The sequence below is a fragment of the Isoptericola sp. S6320L genome (assembly GCF_023015685.1).
Taxonomy (GTDB): domain Bacteria; phylum Actinomycetota; class Actinomycetes; order Actinomycetales; family Cellulomonadaceae; genus Isoptericola; species Isoptericola halotolerans_A.
Window position 1 is genome coordinate 30,641 of sequence record NZ_JALKAT010000021.1, and the last position, 21,564, is coordinate 52,204.

General features: G+C 73.5%; 13 protein-coding genes. 5 read left to right on the top strand and 8 right to left on the bottom strand.

What is annotated here, in order from left to right:
• Window positions 1-29 precede the first annotated feature (29 nt).
• The 5 genes from MWU57_RS12085 to MWU57_RS12105 all read right to left on the bottom strand — a co-directional run bounded on the left by MWU57_RS12085 (window position 30) and on the right by MWU57_RS12105 (window position 6,071).
• Window positions 30-758 (bottom strand): DUF624 domain-containing protein, encoded by a 729-nt coding sequence (locus MWU57_RS12085; protein WP_246909438.1) that lies wholly within the window; start codon window positions 756-758, stop codon window positions 30-32.
• Between the two features lie 23 nt (window positions 759-781).
• Window positions 782-1,675 carry a carbohydrate ABC transporter permease gene (locus tag MWU57_RS12090; protein WP_106265594.1) on the bottom strand — a complete coding sequence of 298 codons (894 nt, stop codon included), beginning with the start codon at window positions 1,673-1,675 and terminating at the stop codon, window positions 782-784.
• Entirely contained in the window at window positions 1,675-2,637 is a 963-nt protein-coding gene (locus MWU57_RS12095) for a carbohydrate ABC transporter permease (RefSeq protein WP_106265596.1), read from the bottom strand. The genes MWU57_RS12090 and MWU57_RS12095 overlap by 1 nt, the downstream gene beginning before the upstream one ends.
• Window positions 2,638-2,744: 107 nt before the next feature.
• Window positions 2,745-4,052: an ABC transporter substrate-binding protein gene (locus MWU57_RS12100; protein ID WP_246909439.1), complete on the bottom strand. Its 1,308-nt coding sequence runs from the start codon at window positions 4,050-4,052 to the stop codon at window positions 2,745-2,747.
• Window positions 4,053-4,115: 63 nt separating this feature from the next.
• The gene (locus MWU57_RS12105) at window positions 4,116-6,071 is read right to left on the bottom strand and encodes a DUF2264 domain-containing protein (RefSeq protein WP_246909440.1); all 1,956 of its coding nucleotides are present in this window, start codon (window positions 6,069-6,071) and stop codon (window positions 4,116-4,118) included.
• 180 nt (window positions 6,072-6,251) lie between these two features.
• On the opposite strand from MWU57_RS12105, the gene MWU57_RS12110 reads away from it, so the two are divergent.
• Together MWU57_RS12110 and MWU57_RS12115 are read left to right on the top strand one after the other, a co-directional pair.
• Window positions 6,252-8,228, top strand: a complete 1,977-nt coding sequence (locus MWU57_RS12110) for a heparinase II/III family protein (RefSeq protein ID WP_246909442.1) — start codon at window positions 6,252-6,254, stop codon at window positions 8,226-8,228.
• Entirely contained in the window at window positions 8,225-9,361 is a 1,137-nt protein-coding gene (locus tag MWU57_RS12115; RefSeq protein WP_246909444.1) for a substrate-binding domain-containing protein, read from the top strand. Before MWU57_RS12110 ends, MWU57_RS12115 begins: the two co-directional genes overlap by 4 nt.
• Before the next feature lie 112 nt (window positions 9,362-9,473).
• Here the strand turns inward: MWU57_RS12115 and MWU57_RS12120 are convergent, their stop codons facing one another.
• Window positions 9,474-13,505, bottom strand: coding sequence for a carbohydrate-binding protein (locus tag MWU57_RS12120; protein ID WP_246909445.1), 4,032 nt, complete (start codon window positions 13,503-13,505; stop codon window positions 9,474-9,476).
• Window positions 13,506-13,714: 209 nt separating this feature from the next.
• Here MWU57_RS12120 and MWU57_RS12125 point away from each other — a divergent pair, with 209 nt between their 5' ends.
• A complete protein-coding gene (locus tag MWU57_RS12125) occupies window positions 13,715-14,905 on the top strand; it encodes a substrate-binding domain-containing protein (RefSeq protein WP_246909446.1) in 1,191 nt (396 codons plus the stop codon).
• Window positions 14,906-14,946: 41 nt separating this feature from the next.
• Window positions 14,947-15,468: an O-acetyl-ADP-ribose deacetylase gene (locus tag MWU57_RS12130; RefSeq protein WP_246909447.1), complete on the top strand. Its 522-nt coding sequence runs from the start codon at window positions 14,947-14,949 to the stop codon at window positions 15,466-15,468.
• Between the two features lie 46 nt (window positions 15,469-15,514).
• On the opposite strand, the gene MWU57_RS12135 is transcribed toward MWU57_RS12130, so the two are convergent.
• Window positions 15,515-16,150, bottom strand: a complete 636-nt coding sequence (locus tag MWU57_RS12135; RefSeq protein WP_165799909.1) for a lipocalin family protein — start codon at window positions 16,148-16,150, stop codon at window positions 15,515-15,517.
• A gap of 205 nt (window positions 16,151-16,355) precedes the next feature.
• Here MWU57_RS12135 and MWU57_RS12140 point away from each other — a divergent pair, with 205 nt between their 5' ends.
• Window positions 16,356-17,558, top strand: a complete 1,203-nt coding sequence (locus MWU57_RS12140; protein ID WP_246909448.1) for a beta-ketoacyl synthase — start codon at window positions 16,356-16,358, stop codon at window positions 17,556-17,558.
• A gap of 81 nt (window positions 17,559-17,639) precedes the next feature.
• Here the strand turns inward: MWU57_RS12140 and MWU57_RS12145 are convergent, their stop codons facing one another.
• A complete protein-coding gene (locus MWU57_RS12145; protein WP_246909449.1) occupies window positions 17,640-21,545 on the bottom strand; it encodes a LamG-like jellyroll fold domain-containing protein in 3,906 nt (1,301 codons plus the stop codon).
• Between the last annotated feature and the right edge of the window lie 19 nt (window positions 21,546-21,564).

Below are 21,564 nucleotides of genomic sequence, written 5' to 3' on the forward strand. Positions count from 1 at the left end.
GGCGCACCAGGATGCGCCGTCGGGGTGGTTCAGGAGGCGGCGACGCCGGGCGCCCGCCGGGCCTCGCCGTCGGGCAGGGCGGACCGCAGGGCGAACCGGCACCCGCCCCAGACGACGAAGAGCAGCGGGGCGGCGACGAACCCGAGGCCGACGGCCGGCCGGGTGGCGACGATGCTCAGGAGCATGCCGAGGACGGCCAGGGCGGCGACGCTGAGATACCAGCGGCGCACCGCCAGGTAGAGGCTGGTGCGCAGCAGGTCGCGGAGCCGCACCGTGGGCAGCTCGGGCACGGCGACGAGCGCCACCAGCGCGGTGAGCACCGTCAGCACCAGCAGGGTGACGAACACCGGGATCGCCGCGGCGCCGATGCGCGCACCCCAGACGGCAGCGACGTCCACGGCGAGCACGACGACGACGGCGCTGGTCATCGCCCCGATCGCCAGGGCGCGCCGGGCGTGCCGCCGGTACGCCTGCCAGAAGGTGCGGACCGCCGTCGTCGAACCGTCGGCCGACAGGGCGGAGAAGACGGCGAACGCGGCGACGAGGGCGGGCGCCACGAGCGGGGCGACCACCGCGAGGGCAGGCCAGGACGCGCGCGGGTCCGTGGTGGCCAGCAGCACGAGGACCGGGAGGCAGGCCACGACGAGCATCGCGTTGGTGGCCAGACCGACGTACACGGTGCCGAACACCGTCTCGTACGTCTCCTGGCTGACGAGCCGACGGCGCGGCGTCCCGGCGCGGGGGCTCCTCGCGCTCATCCGGTGCCCCTCTGGGCTCGCGCTCATCCCTTGACCCCCGCCGTGGCGATGCCCTGCACGAAGAACTTCTGCCCGAACAGGAAGATCACGGCGATAGGCAGCACGGAGATCACCGAGCCCGCCATGATGAGGGCGTGCTCCGCGTTGTACTGCCCGACGAACGTCTGCAGGCCGAGCTGCAGCGTCCACAGGTCGGGGCTGCGCAGGTAGATCAGCGGTCCGAGGTAGTCGTTCCAGGTGTTGACGAAGGTCAGCAGCGTCAGGCTCGCGATGGCCGGCGTGGACAGCGGCAGGATGATCCGCCGCCAGATGCCGTACTCGCTCATGCCGTCGATCCGGGCGGCCTCGCTCAGCGACTCCGGGATCGACTCGTAGTACTGCTTCATGAGGAACACGCCGAACGCGCTGAAGGTCTGCAGCGCCAGGATCGACCAGAGGGTGTTGGACAGCCCGACGTTCGAGAGCATCACGAACTGCGGGATCATGTACGCCTGCCACGGCACCGCGATGGTGGCGACGTACAGCAGGAACAGCGCGTCGCGTCCCGGGAAGCGCATCTTCGAGAACCCGTAGGCCGCGAAGCTTCCGGTGAGGACCTGCAGGAACGTCACGCTCACCGACAGGACCAGGGTGTTCTTGATCCACGTCGTCATGTCGGACTTCGCCCAGATGTCGACGTAGTTCTGCCACACGAACGGGTCGGGGATCCATTGCAGCGGCACCGTGAAGACCTGGTTGTTCTCCTTCAGCGAGGAGATCACCATCCACACGAACGGCAGCAGGATGCCGGCGGCGGCCACGGCCAGGGCGGTGTAGCCGGCCACGCGGGACGCCTGGCGCCGCCACCGGGCGCGCACCTGGGCAGGCCGCAGCGGGGTGGCCGACGCGCCGGCCGCGGGCGGGGAGACGGCAGCCATCAGGCGTCCCTCCTTCGGTTCCAGAGGAACTGGACGATCGTCACGGTGATGCAGAGGAAGAACAGCGTCACGGCGACGGCGGAGGCGTACCCGAACTGGTTCTCCTCGAAGCCCTTGGCGTAGATGAACTGGCTCAGCACCAGCGTCGACTGGCCGGGGCCGCCGTCGGTCATCACGAGGATGAGGTCGAAGACCTTGAGGCTGTTGATCGTGAGGATCACGGTGACGAAGAACATGGTGGGCCGCAGGCACGGGAGCGTGACGTTCCAGAACCGGGACCACGCCCCGGCGCCGTCGACGCGCGCGGCCTCGTAGAGCTCGGGGGGCACCGTCTGCAGCCCGGCGAGCAGGAGCAGCATGTAGTAGCCCATCTCGCGCCAGACGCCGACGATGATCACGGCGGGCATCGAGGAGTCGGCCGACGTGGTCCATCCGGGCGGGTTCTCGACCCCGAGGAAGGACAGGAACTGGTTGATCGGCCCGTACTCCGGGCTGAACAGCATGTTCCAGACCACCGCGATCGCCACGATCGAGGTGATGTACGGGAAGAACGCGACCGTGCGGAAGAACGCGACCCCGCGCAGCTTGCGGTTCAGCAGCAGCGCCAGGCACAGCGACGCCACCAGCGTGGCCGGGATGTGCACGGCCGAGTAGTAGATCGTGTTCCACAGCGCGGTGCGGTAGCTGGGGTCGCCGACCAGCCGCGTGAAGTTGTCGAGACCGACCCACTCGGCCCCGCCGAACACGTTCCACTCCGTCAGGGACAGGTAGAACAGCGTCACCACGGGGATGAGGGTCAGCAGCGCGAACCCGATGAAGTTCGGCAGGATGAAGCTCCACCCGATGAGGGTGTTGCGCCGCTTCAGCCGGCTGCCCGGCCGACGTCGGCGGGGACCGGGCGGCGCGTCCGGGAGGGGGCCGGGTGGACCGCTGCGGCGGTCGTCGACGGCGGTCGTCGCCATGAGGGACTCCTGTGTCTGGCGGGTGGGCCCGGGGGTGCCGCGGTGGGCGGCGGCACCCCCGGGGAGGTGGGGACCAGTGCGGGACTGCTCCCGTCCGGGCCGGTGGCTCAGCCGACCTCGGCGGCGGCGCGGGACTCCGCGCCCTCGATGGCGTCGGCCACGGACGACGACTCGGACATGATCTCCGAGTGGGTGTCGCCCAGGATGTTCTGCAGGGCGGCGGTGTCGGCGTCCACCGGGTTCTCCGGGCGGGTGTCGTGGGTGGCGAACGCGAACTGCGACAGCTCGTCGGTGGGCACGCCGTCCAGGCCGAAGTAGGTCTCCACGACGCTGTCGCTCAGCAGCGCCGGCGTGATGCCGATCTCGGCGAGCGCCTGTGCGCCGCCCTCGCCCGCGGCGAAGGCCAGGAAGTCCTTGGCGGCGGCGACCTTCTCCTCGTCGAGGGCCGGGTTGATCCCCAGACCGGTCGGGTCGCCGAAGGTCACCGGGGTGGCGTCGGTGCCGGTGGTGGAGGCGTCGACCTGCGGGATCGGTGCCATGCCCCACGCGAACTCGTCGGCCTCGCCGGACTCCTGCTGCGCGAGCAGGGTGGCGACGTACCAGGAGCCCATCGGCATCATCGCGGCCTGCTGGGTGCCGAACTGCGCCTGGTAGGTGAGCTGGTTCGTGGTGACGGTGCCGAAGTCGGCCTGCGCCCCGGCGTCCTGCAGCGCGACCGCCTGGTCGTAGAACGGCTCGAGGTAGCCGAAGTCACCGCTGGTGAGGTCGGCCCCCTCGGTCTGTGCCAGGGCGAATCCCTGCACCACCGACTGCCACGAGTGCTGGTAGGTGCCGAGGGCGTCGCTGCCGGCCTCCTCGAGACCGCTGGTGAGGTCCTCGGCGGCGGTGGCGTAGTCGTCCCACGTCCAGGAACCGTCGGGCTCCGCGACGCCGGCCTGCTCGAACAGGTCCTTGTTGTAGTACAGGACCCAGGAGTCCTGCCGGTACGGCACGGCGTAGCTGGAGCCGTCGACCTCGTAGAAGTCGACGCCGCCGGTCGCCGGGTCGAGCCCCTCGGTGACGTCGGAGACGTCCATGAGCTGGCCGCCGTCCTGGTACGTCCAGAAGTTCTTGAGGTTCTTCTGCACGTAGATGTCGGGGGCGGAGCCGGCCGCCAGGTCGGCGATCATCTGCGTGTCGTACTCGGTGGCGTCGTACTCGGCGAGCTCGACGGTGACGTCGGGGTTCTCCTCGTGGTACGCGTCGGCGAGCGTCTGGAACTCGGGCGTGGTCGACAGGCTCCACCCGGCCAGGGTCAGCGTGACCGGACCCTCGGCCGCGGCGGCGGGCTCGTCGCCGCCGCTGCCGCTGCTGCAGGCCGTCAGGGCCAGGACGACCGCGGCGGTGCCGGCCGCGGTGGGGATCATGCGCTTCATCGGTGCTCTCTCCTTCGAGTGGACGGCCCGCCGTCGGGCCGTCGTGGCAGGAATGCGGGGTCGTCAGTCCAGACGGGTCGACGTGGTGACGCCGTCGGGCCAGCGGACGACGGCGTCGGTGCCGTCGAGCGTCAGGGTGGCGGGATCGTCCGCCGCGGTGAGGTCGGGTGCGGGCACGGGGTCGGGCGCGGTGCCGCGCAGGGTCAGGAGCACGGCGAGCCGCCGGCCGGGCTCGACGGCGGCATCCAGCACCGGGACCCGGGCGTGCTCGCCGAGCGGGCTCGCGCCGTCGCGCTCGAGCGTGCCGGCGGTCCAGTCCCCGACCAGCGGTTCGAGCCGCGAGTCGAGCCCGTCGCCGGCGACGGTGGGCCAGCCGGACACGCGCAGCGTGACCGGTGCCGCACCGTCGGGCACGTCGTCGACCTGGACGCACCGCACCTCCCACGGGCCGCGCACGAGCGAGACGGTCGTCAGGGTGCCGGCTGGTGTCGCGGCACCGCGGCGGCCGGAGCCGTGGTCGCGCTGGCCGGGCTCGGGGTCGAGCCAGTGGGCGGCCGCGCGCGACGCCGCGACCGCGACGGCGGAGTCGCCGTGGCCGCGCACCTCGGGCCCGCACAGCACCTCGAAGCCGGTGCGGTGGGTGGCGCGGCCGTCGGCGTCGAGCAGGGTCACGGACTGCTCGGCGGGCGAGTCCCAGCTCTGCTCGTCGAGCCACGGGCTGGTGGCGGTCGAGTAGCCGAGCCGCGCGTACAGCGGGGAGTCGCCCCCTTGCGCGCCGGGCAGCGCGTGGTCGGTGCCGTGGTTGACGACGCGCACGACGCCGTCGGCCCGGGTGCCGCTGACGATCCAGCCGGGTGCCGCGACGGTGCGCAGCACGTCGCCGGTCTGCACGGGCAGGGGTTCGGCGGGCGCGGTCCACACGGGGTGGTCGGCGGGCAGCGCGAGGCCGAGCATGCCCTTGCTCGCCCAGTACGGCGAGCCCGGCCCGGAGTAGGCCTGCGCGATCCGCGGCCAGGCGTGGTGCCAGCCGAGCGTGAGCAGGCCGTCGTCGTCGGGCGCGCCGCGGCCCGCGAAGTGGCCGACGACGGCGCTCGCGGCGTGGCGCAGACGGCCCGGCGAGTGACTGGGCACCTCGGCCATGGCGCCGACCCAGAAGGGTGCGGCGGCGGCGAAGCGGTAGGCGAGCGAGCGGCCCTGGACGAGCGGCGAGCCGTCGCCCCCGACCAGGGCGAGCGCGTCGCCGAGGAACCGGTCGAGCTGCGCGACGTCGTGCTCGCGGCGCTCGGCGGCCAGGTCGTGGGCGCCGGCCATGCGTGCCCACAGCGTCGGGTAGAGGTGCAGCGCCCACCCGTTGTAGTGGTCGAAGGAACGCTCGGCGCCGTCGGCGAGCCAGCCGTCGGCACGGGCGAAGGTGTCGTGGGTGGCGAGATCCTGGCGCATCTCGGCGAGGGCGTGCGGGCCGCCGGCGCCCCGCAGGAACGTCTGGACCACGAGCCGGAACCAGACCCAGTTGATGCGCGGGTAGGTGTCGTCGCCGACGGCCTCGGCGAGATAGTCCACGACCTGCTCCTGGACGACGGCGTCGAGCCGGTCCCAGATCCAGGGGCGGGTCAGGTCGAGGATCAGCGCGATGGAGGCGGCCTCGACCTTGGCCTGCCCGTGCTCGGCAAGGCGCGGCCAGCGCTCGGGCGAGGCCGGGTCCGTCCCGGTGGCCAGGCCGGCGGCGAACCGCTCGGCGTAGCCGTGGGGGTCGTCGCCGCGCTCGCCCGCCAGGCGGAAGCCGCCGAGCAGGAACGTGCGGGCGAAGCCTTCGAGCCCGTCGATCGCCCGGCCGTAGCCGCCCTCGGGACCGGGCAGCGTCACGCGGGCGCCACCGGGGGACGTGTACGGCGCGACGGCGGCGAGCAGGTGGTCGGCGTGGGCGGCCCACCGGTCACGGTCCCAGCTGTCCACGGCAGCCGGCGAGCCGTGCACGCCGGTGGCACCGGGCATCCCGTGGATCGTCGCTGACTCGCTCATGCCGTCCTTCTCCGTCGACTGTCGATCGCCGTCGTGGCGATCGCCCGGTCCGCAGTGACCGAACATGTTCGAAGTAAAGAGGTCAGGTTCTGGCCATGTCAACCGCGTTGCTGTACCGTGATGATCGTTTCCGATCGTTTTGCTGTGCGTATGACCTGTGACTGATCTCGATGGGGAGAGATGGGGACCGACCGATTCACCGGGCCGCTCGCCGCGGCCCTCGCCCCGGCGCTGCGCCGGACCACGCTCGCCGACGCGCTCCGTGCCGCCGACCACGCGTTGCCCGTGGCCCCGGCGACCGACCGCTCCGTGTGGGAGCCGCGCACCGGCGTCGTCCACCCGACCGCCGGTGCCGTCGTCGCGCGCGCCCGGGCCGACCTCGGCACACCGTGGCCCCAGCCGCTGGCCAGCACCGCCGCCCGGCTGCACCGCGACGGCGACCGCGACACCCACGAACAGCTCGTGTTCGCGCGCCAGCACCGGCTCTCCCGGGCCGTCCTGGCGGCGGCGACCACCCTCGAGGACCGCTGGGTCGACGAGGCGGCCGACGGGATCTGGCAGCTCTGCGAGCAGAGCTCCTGGTGCTGGCCCGCGCACGACGACACCCGGGCGGTCCACGGGGCCGTCCTGCCCACCGTGACCGACCCCTACCTCGACCTCGGTGCCGGGGAGGCGGTCGGCCAGCTCGCCTGGGCGGACCACGTGCTCGGCGCGCTGCTCGACGAGCGGTACCCCGGCCTGCGCGGGCGCGTCCGGCACGAGGCCCGGACCCGGGTGATCGAACCGTTCCTGCGCCGCCGCGACTGGCACTGGCTCGGGCTCGACGGGCGCGTGCACAACTGGAACCCGTGGATCCACGGCAACGTGCTCGTCGCGGCGCTGCGCCTGCTCGACGGCCCCGACGACGCCACCACCCGCCTGCGGACGGTGGAGCTCTGCGTCGAGGGCATCGACCGGTACGTGGCCTCGCTGCCCGACGACGGCGCGATCGACGAGGGCTACGGCTACTGGTGGAACGGCGCCTGCCGGGCGCTGGAGGCGCTCGACCTGCTGCGCCACGCGACCGGGGGCGCGCTCGACGCGCTGGCCCCCGGCGTCGTGCCGCCCGCCCTGCGCGAGACCGTCGCGTTCCCGCACCGCATGCACCTGGGCGGCGACTGGTACCTCTCCGTGGCGGACGCCCAGGCGCGCCCCACCGACGTCCACCCCTGGCACGCCCTGCACCGTGCCGCCCGGGCCGTCGGGGACGCCGACGCCGCGGCCTACGCGGTCTCCCGGCTCGCGTCGGGGCCCGGCGCAGCCGCCGCGCCGGCCGCCCAGGCCGAGGCCGGGCTGGGCCGGCTGCTGCGCGGGCTGACCGACACCGCGTGGCGCGACGCCCTGGCCGCCGGGGCGACCGCGCCCCTGCCCCGCACCGCCTGGTGGGCCTCCACCCAGGTGCTGCTCGTGCGGCCCGAGGCCGGCACCCCCGCCGGGCTGACGCTCGCCGTCAAGGGCGGCCACAACGGCGAGGCGCACAACCACAACGACGTCGGTTCCGTCGTCGTCGCCTCCGACGGCGTCCCCGTGATCGTCGACGCCGGGCGGCCCACGTACACGGCGCAGACCTTCGGGCCGGACCGCTACGACCTCTGGACCATGCAGTCCTCGTGGCACTCGGTGCCGCAGGTCGCCGGCGTGGCGCAGGGAGCCGGGCACGAGTTCGCCGCCCGCGACGTCGAGCTGGTCGGCCCGGCCGACGACGCCACCGGTCTCGCGCTGGACCTCGCCGGCACCTACCCGCACGAGGGCCTGCGGTCCTGGCGACGCACCGCGCGGCTGGAGCGGGTCGGCGATGTCGCCCGCGCCGTCGTCGACGACGCGTGGGACCTGGACACCCCGGACGACGGCGGCACGACCGTGCGCTTCCTGCTCGCCGGGGACGTCGACCTCGACACGGCGCGCGCCGTCGTCCGGCCGCTCGACGGCGCACCGCCGGTCGAGCTGCACTGGCCCGCCGAGGTCCCCGCCTCCCTCATCCGCCGCGAGCTGGACGACCCGATGCTGTCGGGCGTCTGGGGCGCGCGGCTCACCCGCCTCGACCTCGACGTCACCGGCCGCACCGCGCTGCGCGTGGTCGTCAGCATGGCCGACCCGACCCCGAAGGAGACGCCGTGACCCAGGACTCCCAGCGCTCGCCGCTGCCCGCGGAGCGGCACTCCCACCTGCTGGCCGCCCTCGAGCGCGACGGCGTGGTCCGCGTCGCCGACCTCACCACCGAGCTGGGCGTCACCCCGGTGACCGTCCGCCGCGACATCGCCCGGCTCGAGCGCGAGGGCCGGCTCGTCCGCGTGCACGGCGGGGCCGTCGCCGCCGCGCACGAGGTCGCGCGCGACGAGGAGCCCGCCGACCGGCACCCCGCCGGACGTTCGGCGCCCGTCGTGACGCCGGGCGCCGACGCGGCGATCGGCGTCCTGGTCCCCTCGCTGGACTACTACTGGCCCGGCGTCGTGCGCGGCATGGAGGCCGAGGCCCGCCGCCACGGGCTGCGGATCGTGCTGCGCGGCTCGTCGTACGACACCGCGGACGAGCGGCCGGCGCTGCGCCGCCTCGTCGAGGCGGACGGGGTGCGCGGCATCATCTGCGCACCCCGCATCGACGGCACCACCGTGCACGACGTCGCGAAGTGGCTCTGGGCGTCCGACGTCCCGCACGTGCTCGTCGAGCGCGAGGCCGCACGGGCGCCGCACCGGGACGCCCTCGAGTCGGTGGTCTCGGACCACGCGCTCGGCGCGCTCATGGCCGTGCACCACCTCGCGGACCTGGGTCACCGGCGGGTCGGTCTGGTGCTGTCGCGCGAGTCGCCCACGTCGCGCAAGGTCGCCGCCGGCTGGCGGGCCGCCTGCTCCGACCTGGGCCTGACCAGCGCGGAGCACTTCGAGCGCCTGGCGCCCGACCGGAACCGGCCCGAGTTCTCCGGCGTGGTCGACGAGGTGGTGAACACCGCGCTCGGCTCGGGGACCACCGCGCTGCTGGTGCACTCGGACCCGGAGGCGTCCGCCGTCGCGCAGCGCGCCATGGACCGCGGCCTCTCGGTGCCGGGCGACCTGTCGATCGTCGCCTACGACGACGAGGTGGCCAACCTGTTCAGCCCCGCCATGACGGCCGTGCGGCCGCCGCGGGACGCCGTCGGGCACGCCGCGGTGGACCTGCTGGTCAAGCGGCTGGCCGACCCGTCGCGGCCGGTGCACCGCATGGCGATCAGCCCCCGGCTGATGGTCCGCGAGTCCACCGGCCCCGTGCGTCGCTGAGGAGGTCCGCCTCCGGGCCCGCCCGGGCCTGCCCGGATACGCGCGAGCGTCCCGGTCCGTCCCGCATCGTGGCTCGAAGCGGGACGGACCGGGACGCTCGTGGTCCAGCGGGTCAGTCGACGACGGTCCAGGGGCCCCACGGCGAGCCGCCGGGCTCGGCGTTCCGCGTCCACCACTGCGCCTCGTACCGGACGCCGTCGTGCTCGACGACGTCACCCGCGACGAAGATCCGCGACGGGGTCCACACGGCCGTGCCGTCCGAGGTCTCGGCGACCTCCTGCCACGACCCCCACGGCGAGGTGCCCGGCTCCTGGTTGCGCGTCCACCAGGTGGCCTCGAACACGGCCCCCTCGTGCGTCACCCGATCACCGGAGTCGTACACGGCCGTCGCGTCCCACGCCGGGTGCTCCGGAGCCGGCTCCCCGACCGCCGCGGCCCAGGAGAGCATCGGCGACTGGTTGTTCGTCGCCCGCAGGGTGATCGTCACCGGGCCGGGCTCCGCCAGCTCGACGTCGTAGGACAGCACCTCGCTCGGGTTGCCCGCGTCGAGGGTGACCGAGCCGACCGGGTGGCTCGCGCCGTCGTAGTCGAGCACCACGTCGGCGCTGCGGCCGTTGCCCGGCCACCACGAGTGGCTGCCCGCCACGACGGTGTGCGGCCCCGCCGGCAGGGTGAACGTGTACGACACCTCGGCCCCGACCTGGTTGGCCGTGTACATGCCGGTGGTGGTCGTCTTCGAGTAGTCCCCCGCGACGATCCCCTTGTACTGGATGTCCCGCGTGCCGGCTGCGTTCTGCGCCCAGTGCCCCCAGGCCTCGCCGTCGGCACGCACCTGGTCGGGAGCCTCGTTGGCGAGACCACCCACCAGCTCGTTGATCGCGAGGTACGACGGCGAGTCCTCGCCGAGCGGACCGCCCGCGGTGCCGTTGACGTCGGCGAACGCCACCGTGCCCGCCGGGACCACCTCGACCCGCGCCGTCGTCGTGGCCGACCCGTAGGATCCCGGCACGGCGGCCGTCGCCCACGCCTCGTCGAAGGAGACCCCGTCGAGGTCCCACGTGATCGGGACCTCCCGCGTGGTGCCGTCGGTGAGCTCGGCCTCCAGCGTCGTCGGCAGGTCCGACGGCGCGTCCCCGGCGTAGGTCGCCGTGGACACCGGCTCCAGGCCGACGATCCGCGCGGCCACCGGCGCCGACGCCGTGCGCAGCCGCTCGACGAGCTGTGCCGCACCCTGCCCGTCGAGCCGGTAGCCCGCCGGGTCGGCGACCGCGTCCCGCCCGGCGGCGATCGTGGCCTGCAGCAGCGCCCAGTCGGCGTCGGTGAAGTCGGCGTCGCGCTCCACGTCCTCCGCCGCGGCGACGGCGCCCGCGAGCGCCTCGGTACCGGCGGTGTCGGTCGCGGGGGTGGAGGCCACCCCGACGGCGTCGACCAGCAGCGTCCCGGAGATCACCGTGAGGGTCACGGTGTGCTCGCCCCAGGGCAGGCCGCGCAGCTCGTAGGCCTGCTGGAACTGCCCGGAGCGCCGTGTCGGCTGGTTGCGGGCCACGGGCTCGCCGTCGACCGTCACGTCGAGCCGCGCGGACCCGTCGTTGGGGCCGAGCACGTCCAGCCCGGAACCGGTGAAGGTGTACGTCAGCGACGCCCCCTCGCCCTGGCTGGTGGAGGTGGACCGCATGTACTCGTACATGGAGCCGCCGTTGGCGTGCTTCCAGGGGCCGTCGTAGACGAGCTGCGTGGCCGGCGGGTCGGCGAGGTCGGTCATCTCGAGACCGTCGAGGTACTCGCCGTAGTACGGCAGCTCGTCGGCCACACGCTCGACGCGCAGGTCGTCGAACTGCGTCCAGTGGAACCCGCTGGCCAGGTCCACCCAGCCGGACCCGATCGGCGACGGGTCGCTCCAGCGGAACACCCGCTCGCCGTCGACCCAGCCCGTGATCTCGTCGCCCGCCACCCGCAGGGAGAGCTCGTGCCACGCCGCGGCGTCGAACCCGTCGAGGCTGCCGCTCTCGACGACGGAACCGAACCGCACGAGCCGCCAGCCGCCGTCGGACCCGAGCCGGAGCCCGTAGGGCGTGCCGTTCAGGTTGTGCGAGCTGCCGCCGCCGCTGGAGCGCGCGCCGAGCACGGCGTAGTTGTCGCTCGCGGCCGCGCGCTCGAAGCGCACGTCCACGGTGGCCCGGTAGTTGGTCCAGCGGCGGTCGCCGACGGCGGTGATGGGGTCGCCGCCGTTCCACGCGCCGCCGACGCCGGTCCCGGCGCGGTCGACCTGCTGGCGAAGCACACGCTCGCCGTCGTCCGCCAGGTAGGCCTCGAAGGAACCGTTGCGGTCCCACGTGAACAGCGGGATCGCGCCGGTGTCGCCGCCGCGGGAGGCGGTGAAGTCCTCGGTGGCGCCCGTGGGCTCGCCGTCGGCGCCGATGACCGGGACGGTCCGGTCCGTGTAGTCGAAGTCGTCCGACCACAGCACGCCGTCGTCCCGGCCGTCCTGCGCACCGGCGTCGAGCACGGTGCGCTCGCCCTCGACCGGCAGCGGGGTCGTCCAGGACGCGTCGCCCGTGACGTCGAGGGAGGTGACGGTCATGATCGAGAAGGGCTCGACCGTCACGGTGTACCCGCCGTCGTCGTCCGCCGTGAGGTCGGCGACCTGCTGCTTGTAGCGGGCGTCGAACGCCTCGCCGTCGTCGGCGGCCCGGGTCTCCCAGGCGGCCAGCGTGGGTTCGGTGCCGAGCTCCAGGTCCTGCGGGGTGATGCGGTAGGTGCGCGGCTCCTCGGAGTCGTTGACCAGCACCGTGGAGAAGGCGGAGCGGTCGGGCGCGGCGAGCGTCAGGTAGTTCGGGCCGCCGTTGCGCCCGACGACGGGGTTGGTGCCCGTGGCGGTCGTCGTGCTCGCCTGCGGCACGGCGCGCCAGACGCCCGCCGTGTTGTCCTCGTTCTCCCAGCCGGTGTCCGCGAAGCTGGTGAAGTGCTGCAGCACGGCGAGCCCGGCGTCGTAGTGGAGCCAGCCGGACCACGGGTCGCGGGCGCTGACGAGCTCCTTGAAGGAGTACTGCCCGCCCTCGTAGAACGCACCGATCGCCGGCTGGTACACGAAGTGGGTGCGACGCGAGTTCACGAAGCCCTTGACGATGGTGTTCGCCATCTCCAGGGAGCTGCCGGTGCCGCCCAGGCCCGTGCCCTCGACCGTCGGGTCGGCGGTGTTGTTGTGCGGCCGGAACGCCGAGTTGCTGAACGTCGCCTGCGCCTCGGAGTTCCAGATCTCGGTGTCGAACTCCTCCGCGAGCCGCGTGAAGTTCCCCGCGCCGTCGTCGTTGGTGTTGTAGTGGAACCCGGCGACGTCGACGGCGTCCCGCAGCGAGGCGTCGGCGACCATCTCGTCGCCGAAGGTGCCGGTGCCGACCTCGTCAGAGATGACCACCTCGATCTGGTGGAACAGGTCGGCCTCGCCCGGGCGGAACCCGGCCAGGTCGGCGTCGTCGCTGACGTAGCCGGTGGAGTCGGTGCGCACGCGCTCGGCGTACTCCGTGGTCCAGGCCAGGTCGGCGGCGTGCTCGTTCACCCCCGGGTTCACGTAGTCGACCATGTAGCCGTACTCGCGGTAGGCCGCGAGGATCGTGTTCTTGTACCAGTCGTAGATCTTGTCGTTCGTGTCCGCCCACGGCACGGCGTTCCACCGCAGGATCGACACCTTGAGGTCGGGGTTGATCTTCTTCGCGTCGGCCGCGAGCTGGAACCCCGGGTGCCGCCGCACGTTGGCCGGCTCGTCCGGCGTGCGCATCGTGGCGACGTCGGAGCCGGTGGAGTTGTTGCGGTCGTCGCCCATCTCGATCTTGACGTGCCCCATGATCGGGCGGTCGCCGCCGAACAGGACCTGCAGCATCTCGGCGTACTTCTCGGGGTGCTCGGACTTGTAGTCCAGCAGCACCGCGCTCGTCGAGTTCGCGCTGAGCACGCCGAAGCCCTTGAAGGTGAGGCCGTTGACGTTGTCCGCGGCGACGTCGTCGCCGTCGACGACGATCTCGGTGGCGTCCGTCGGGACCGGTTGCTCGGCCGCCGACGCCGTCCCGACCAGGGCGAGCGACGGCGCGAGGAGACCGCAGACGAGCAGTCCCACCAGGCCGGCGCGTGGCACGGATGGTGATCTCATGGTTTTCCTTCCCCGTTGAAGTACGCACCCGGCCGATGATCGCTGTTGATCGTTTCGGGCCGCTCATGGCGCGTTCACCCGTGAAGATACGGTCGACGAGGCGCGACTGTCCACGGAAGAGTCGGGAGCGATCACAAGCGATCACGCCGACGGGCTGAGCGGCATGGGACCCTGACCACCAGCACCGATGCCGGCACCGAGGAGGATCCGTGAGCACCGAGCCCGCACCCCGAGCGACCCTGCCCGCGGAGCGTCGCGCCCGTCTGCTCGCGACGCTCCGGCGCGACGGCGTGCTCCGGGTGGCCGACCTGACGACCGAGCTCGACGTCACCGCGGTGACCGTGCGCCGCGACATCGCCCAGCTCGAGCGGGAGGGGTTGCTGCGCCGGGTGCACGGCGGGGCCGTGCCGCTGGAGACACCCGGCGGTGCTCCCGGGAGCGCTCCGGTCACGACACCGCCTGCCCGTCCCGGCGACGAGCGCCCCGGCGCGACGGGGCAGGTCGGGGAGCAACCTGTCACCACGAGCACCACCGGCACCGTCGGCGTCATGGTGCCGTCGCTCGACTACTACTGGCCCGGGGTGGTGCGGGGCATGGAGGACGAGGCACGGCGCCACGGGCTGCGCGTGGTGCTGCGCGGGTCGTCCTACGAGGCCGCCGACGAGCGCCCCGCCCTGGAGCGTCTCGCGCAGACGGAGAACCTGCGTGGGCTGATCCTCGCGCCCCGGGTCGACGCCGGCCACGGCTCCCAGGTGGCGCGGTGGCTCGTCGACTCCGGGATCCCGCACGTGCTGGTCGAGCGGGAGGCGACCCTGGCGCCGCACCGCGAGGCGCTCGAGTCGGTCGTGTCCGACCACGCGCTCGGCGCGCTCATGGCCGTCCACCACCTGGCCGACCTGGGCCACCGGCGGGTCGGGCTGGTGCTGTCGCGCGAGTCGCCGACGTCGCGCAAGGTCGCCGCCGGCTGGCGGGCCGCCTGCGCGGACCTGGGCCTGACCACCGACGAGCACTTCGAACGGCTCGCCCCCGACCGCCACTCCCCCGAGTTCCCCGGGGTCGTGGACGAGATCGTCGCCACGGCCGTCGGCTCGGGCACGACGGCGCTGCTGGTGCACTCCGACCCCGAGGCGTCGATCGTGGCGCAGCGGGCGATGGAACGCGGGCTGGCCGTCCCCGGCGGCCTGTCGATCATCTCCTACGACGACGAGGTGGCCGGCCTCTTCAGCCCGGCCATGACCGCGGTGCGCCCGCCGCGCGACGCCGTCGGGCGCGCCGCCGTCGACCTGCTCGCCAAGCGCCTCGCCGACCCGGACCGGCCCGTGCACCGCACGGCGATCAGCCCGCAGCTCATGGTCCGCGAGTCGACGGGTCCGGTGCCGGACGGGCGCGAGACGCACTAGCGTCGACAAGGAACGCACCGGCCGACCACCCGGAGGACGACATGCGCATCGACGTCGAGCAGAACGACATCACCACCACGACGGTCGACGCGATCGTCAACGCCGCGAACAGCACGCTGCTGGGCGGTGGCGGCGTCGACGGCGCCATCCACGCCGCGGCCGGACCCCGGTTGCTGGAGGCCTGCCGCGCGCTGCGTCGCACCACGCTCCCGGACGGGCTCGGCGTCGGCGACGCCGTCGTCACGCCGGGCTTCGACCTGCCCGCCGCCTGGGTGGTCCACACGGTCGGCCCGAACCGCCACCGCGGGGAGACCGACCCGGGCCTGCTCGCCTCGTGCTTCGGCGCCTCGCTCGGGGCCGCGGCCGACGCGAAGGCCCGCAGCGTCGCCTTCCCCGCCGTCGGTGCCGGCGTCTACGGCTGGGCGGCCGACGACGTCGCGCGCGTCGCCGTCGACGCCGTGCGGACGTGGGACGCGGAGAATCCGGGCGCCGTGGACGAGGTCCGGTTCGTGCTCTTCGACGCGGTCGCGCTGACGGCCTTCACCGAGGCGTGCGAGCGCTGACGCCGGTGGCGTGACCCGGCGGGCGCCCGCACGCCCCGGAGCAGGATCAGCAGAGGCGGCCCCGCTCGCTCTGCCCGTCCGACTGGACCGTCAGGCGGAACTCGCACGGGTCGTACCCGGCGTCCGTCACCGCGGTCCGCGCCTGGTCGAGCTGCGCCTCGGTGAGGTCGGGCGTCCGGGACAGGATGAACCCGCTCGTCCGGTCAGGGTCCCCCACGACCGCCCAGTCGTAGTCCGCCCCGAGGCCGGTCACGACGTAGTTCGCGCCGCCGAGGTGCACGTACCGGCCACCGAGGCGCAGGAACGAGACGTTCAGCTCCGAGTTGTCGGGCGAGTTGAGCACCTTGGCCTCGCCGGTCACCGAGCTGGTGCGGCCGAACCAGGTCCGGCACTCGTTGCGCACGCCGACCACGCCCTCCCGGACGAGCGTGTACTCCGCGGTGACGTCCCGGCGGCACTGCAGCTCGAAGACGGCGGGGACGGCGGCGATCTGGTACCAGGTGCCGAGGTAGCGCTCGACGTCCAGCCCGGAGACCCCGACCACCTCCCCGGCGGCCGCCTCCGCGCTCCCGGGCGACGGGTCCGAGGTGGCCGCGGCGGGCTGGGCGAGCAGCCCCAGGGCGAGCCCGAGGGACATCACGAGCGCGGTCAGGCCGCGGGTCGTACGACGACGGACGATCATGCTGAGCACCTCCTGTCCACACGCCGGGCACCCTGCCCGGCGGGAGCGGCGACCCGGCGGCCGCCGACACTCCCCTTGTTCGCCCCGAGCACCTCTCGCGGATGCGTCCGAGCAGGTGGCGGGACGCTGTGGCGCCCGCCCGTTGCCCGTGAAAACATGCGCACCATCGCGCAGGGGGCGCCTGACGACAACATGGGGAGCACACGTGCGACGAGCAGTCATCACCGGGATCGGGGCGGTCACACCCCTCGGCCTGACGGCGACCGAGACCTGGACCGGCCTGCGTGACGGCGCCAACGGCGTGTCGGCGCTCAAGGAGCCCTGGGCCGAGGGACTGCCCGTGCACGTCGCGGCCCGCGTCGACGACGTGTTCGCCGACGCGCTGCAGGTGCGCGAGGTCCGGCGCACGGACCGCGTCGCACAGCTCACCCTGGTCGCCGGACGCGCCGCGTGGGCCGACGCCGGCAGCCCGGACGTGGAGCCGGAGCGGCTGGGGGTGGCGGTGGGCACCGCCAACGGCGGCTACGGCACCACCCTGGCCCAGCACACGCTCCTCGACGAACGCGGGCAGCGGGGCGTGTCGCCGCACGCCGTGACGATGGTGATGGCCAACAGCCCCGCGGCGTGGCTGTCCATCGACCTCGGCGCCAAGGCGGGCGCCCGTGCCCCCGTCACCGCCTGCGCCGCCGGCTCGGAGGCGATCGGCATGGGGCGCCAGGCCATCCTCGCGGACGAGGCGGACGTGTACGTCTGCGGTGGCGTCGAGGCGAGCGTCCTCGACCTGGTCATCGCCGCGTTCTCGCGGGCGCGGGCGATGTCCTCGCGCACCGACGACCCCGAGACCGCCTCGCGCCCGTTCGACGCGACGCGCGACGGGTTCGTCATGGGCGAGGGCAGCGCGATGGTCGTCCTCGAGGAGGAGTCGCACGCCCGGGCGCGCGGCGCCACGATCCTCGGCGCCGTGGAGGGGTTCTCGCTCACGTCGGACGCGCACGACATCGTGGGCGGCGAGCCCGTGAACCAGGCCCGCACGATCGGTCTCGCACTGCGCTCGGCGCAGGTGACGCCGTCGGACGTCGGCCTGGTGCACGCGCACGCGACGTCCACGCCCGCCGGCGACCTCAACGAGGCGCGCGCCCTGCGCTCGGTCGGCGTGGCAGCGCCGGTGACGGCCACCAAGGGGGCGACGGGCCACCTGCTCGGCGGCTCCGGCCCGCTCGGTGTGCTGGCAGCGCTCGGCGCGATGCGCGACGGCGTCGTCCCGCCCACGCTGCACACCACGCGCCTGGACCCGGAGGTGGACCTGGACGTGGTCACGGCGCCCCGGGCGACGACGGCGGACGTCGCCCTCGTGGACGCCTTCGGCTTCGGGGGGCACAGCGCGGCGCTGGTGCTGACCCGGTCCTGACGGCTGCCGTACGACGCCCGGAGGGTCCGGCCCCTCGAGCTGGCTGCTCGAGGGACCGGACCCTCCGGGCGTGCGACCGGGTCAGCGGCAGCCGACCGCCTCGTGCGCGTGCGCGGTGGTGACACCGCCGGCCGTCACGGTGACCTCACCCGCCTCGACGGTGCGGCCCGCCGCCGCGAACGGCAGCTTCCAGGACTTCCCGGGCTTGAGCACGTCCCGGGTGCGGACGTCGCCGCCGACCGTGACCGTGACGTCCGTGCGCGCGTCGGACGTGTTGGTCGCGGTCACCACGACGAACGGCTTCCTGCCCCGGCACTCGGTCGCGACGTCGACCGCCACGGGGCTCGCCGGTGCGGCCGCCTGCGAGCGGGCGAGCGGCGAGACGGTGATCCGGTCGACGATCGGCGCCCACTGCGAGCGCAGCAGGTAGTCGGCCGGCCAGGTCTCGGACGCGTAGGTCTCGCCGTCCCAGTTCGGCATCTCCTCGGCACGCAGGGAGATCGTGTTCTCGCCCTCGGCGAGGTCGAGCACGACCGTGCGCTCCCAGAAGTTGTTCTCGTGGAACGTGGGGACGAACGCCACCCGGCGAGCCTCGCCGTCGTTCACCGAGATGTCGGCGTACCGGGCGACGGGGTTGGGGTTGTAGTGCGTCCCGTCGACCTGCTCCGGGTTGGAGTAGCGCACGACGACGGCGTGCTTGCCGGCCTCGGCGGCGTCCACGCGGAACGTGAGCGTGTTGCCGTTGCCCGGCTCGCCCCCGACGCCGGTGACGGCGGAGCCGCCCTCGGCCAGGGAGTACTCGGCGACGGTCGCCTCGCCCGCGAGCTCCGCGTCCTCTGCCTGGTACGCGGTGGCCTCCAGGGCGCCGGTGCCCGGCGCCACGGTCAGGCGGTCCAGCACGAGGCCGTCGGGACCGGCCGTGACGACGACCTTGTTGACGCCCCCGGCCAGGTGCACGGCGACCTGCCGCGACGCGTTCAGGTCGAGCACGTCCTCGTCGTTGACGGTCAGGGTGCCGTCACCGGCGGCGCCGACGACGTCCGCCCCGAGGAGCGCCTCGCCGTCGACGGGCGAGTAGACCCAGAACGTCGCGGAGTCGCCCTCGGCCAGCTCGACGGCGCCCGGCCCGGAGACGTCGGCCGCCTCGTAGGTGGTGGTCCCGCCGTCGATGACCGCGGTCTCGGCCTCGTACACCGAGGTCTCGGCCTCCGGGTTCGGCAGCGCCAGCGTGATGCGGTCGATGAGCGCGTCACCCTGCGTGGCCCCGGACCCGTCGAGGCTCTGGGCCGCGAGCGAGATGGTGTGCGTGCCCTCGGTGAGCTCGACGGTGGTGTCGGCGTGGTCCCAGACCACCCACTTGTAGCCGAGCGGCAGGAAGATCTCCTGCTCGGCGTCGCCGTCGACCCGCAGGAACACGTTGGTCGGGCCCTGCTCGGCCACGAGCTCGTAGGTGTTGAGGCTGGAGGCGAAGACCGACAGGTCGTAGGTGCCGTCCTGCGGCACCGTGACCTCGAAGTCGAGGACGCCGTCGGAGCCGGTCCGCAGGCCGCCGACGTCGAAGCCCCCGGAGGTGTAGAACTTGCCGACGTCCTGCGGCGAGCCCTCCGGACCGTTGCGCGAGTAGCCGTCACCGGTGTACTCGGCGTCCTCCGCCTCGTAGCTGCCCTGCCACAGCGTCGGGGTCGACGCGGTGGTCTCGGAGGCACCCACCGGCGTGATGATCAGCTCGTACGCGCTGGACTCGTCCAGCTCGGGGAGCTGCGCGCCGTCGAAGGCCACCGTGGCGGTGCCGTCGGCGACCGGGACGGTGAGGTCGGCCAGGTGCCGCGGCTGGGCGGAGTCACCCAGCTGACCGGTCCACGGGATCTCGCGGACCGTGACCCGCACGTCGTCCCCGAAGACGTCGGACGGCACGTTCACCAGGTCGATCGGGGCCGTGCCGTCCTGGCCACCGAGGATGACGCGCGCCTGGCGCTGCTCCTCGTCCAGCGTCGCCACACCCTGCAGGCTGTAGTTCTGGCCCGGGTAGGGCGGGGTGACCTCGACGGTGTGCCCCGTCATCCGGCTGTAGGCGTTGTACAGCCACCACTGGCCGTTGCCCCGGTTGGTCTGCACCGCGGAGTCGGACAGGTTGCCGTTGATGTTCCAGAACGCGATCATCGCCTGGACCTTGGCGTCCTCGATGGCGGACATCCACTGCACCATCTGGCCGGGGACCGAGGTGTGGTAGTTGAACGCGTACTCGTTGACGTTGACCGGCAGCTCGGTGCCCTCGAAGGAGGTGCCGGCGAAGATCTCGGCCTCCCACTCGCGGTACTCCGCCACGGACTCACGGATGGCCTGCGGGTGCGTCAGCTCGTGCCAGGTGATGATGTCGGGCACGGTGTCCTCGGCCACGGTGTGCTCGAGGAAACCCTGGACCTGGGTGTACAGCCGGCTGGTGCCGGGGCCCGCGATCCGCATGTCCGGGAACCGCTCCTTGATGGTGCGGTAGGTCTCGTCCCAGGCGGCGAAGTAGTCGGTGGGGTCGGTCAGCCACGAGGTGCGGTCGTAGCTCCACTGCCCGGTGCCGAACATGTTGCCCTCGGGCTCGTTGTACGGCTCGATGACGAGGTGCTCGCGGGTGTCGGCGTCGAGGGTCTCGATCATGTCGAGCTGCTCGTCGAGCACCGAGCGGTAGCTGTCGAGCTTCTCCGCGGGCGAGGCGTCCGGCTCGTCGGGCGACGGCCACTGGTAGGGGAAGCCCCGGTACCAGTCGGTGACGCGCAGGTACACGTCCCCGCCGGTGGTGCGGGCCAGCGGCTCGAGCACCTCGAGGGCGTCGGAGCCGGGGTGCTGGGCGCCGTCCTGGGCCTTGGTGGCCACGGACTGCACGCCCATGCCCTCGACCAGGTTGTCGGTCGGCATGCCCTCGCCGTACAGGCCGTACAGCAGGCCGGACGCGCCGCCCTGGAACTCTCCGGTGTCGGTGCCGAGGTCGACCACCAGCTCACCGCGGGTGACGGTGACCTCCGCGGTCACCGGCGTCCCGGCCGCGTCCCCGGCGACCGTGAACGACCCGGAGGTCTCGTACTGGGCAGGGTCGACGTCGTCCCACGCGATCGGCACGTCGCGATCGTAGCCGTCGGACCAGGACGCCCGGACGGCCGCGGGCAGGTCCGGCGCGGTCCCGGCCGAGGTGCGCACGTCGAAAGTGTCGGTGCTCAGCGACCCCAGCGTCGGCACCGTCCCGCCGAGCTCCTCGGTCAGCTCGCCCACCTGGGCGGCGGTCAGCGCCGAGCGGTAGATGCGGAAGTCGTCCACGGCGCCGTCGAACGCGGGGTCCGGGTAGAAGGACTTCCCGATGTAGCCGGCCTGCGCGGCGGCGTCGGTGAGCAGGTCGGTGCCCGCCACAGAGGTGTCGGCCGAGCCCACGGCGACCCCGTCGAGGTAGGTGGTGAGCGCGCCCGCCGCCGTGTCGAGCGTGACGGTCAGCGTGACCCAGTCCCCGGCCTCGAGGGGGCCGTGGCCGGTCACCTGGGCCTCGCCGCCCGCGCCCCCGCCGGTGACCGCGGTGCGCAGGTCCCCGCCGTTCGACGGTGTGGTGAACAGGTAGCGGCTGGTGTCGGTGCCGAGGTCGAAGACCCGCTGCCAGGGTCCGCCCTCGCCGTCCCAGCGCACCTGGGCGGAGACGGTCAGGTCCGCAGCGCCGGCGAGGGCGTCGCGGGGGATGACGACGTGCCCGCCGAGCAGGTCGAGGGCGGCGGTCCCCCCGGCACCCTCGACGACGGCGGTGTCGCCGGAGATCGTGCCGTCGAGCCCGTTGCCGGAGGCGTCCGGCACCGTGCCGTCGGTGACGTCCTCCATCGTGTAGTGCAGGTCGGGTGCCGGGACCTCGTCGGCCGCGGCGGGGAGCGCAGCGGCTCCGGACCCGGCGGCGAGCGCCAGGACGGTGGACAGCGCGACGGTGGTCCGTCGTGGTCTGCCCCGCGAAGGTGTCGTGCTCATCATCGAGTGCCTTCCTTCT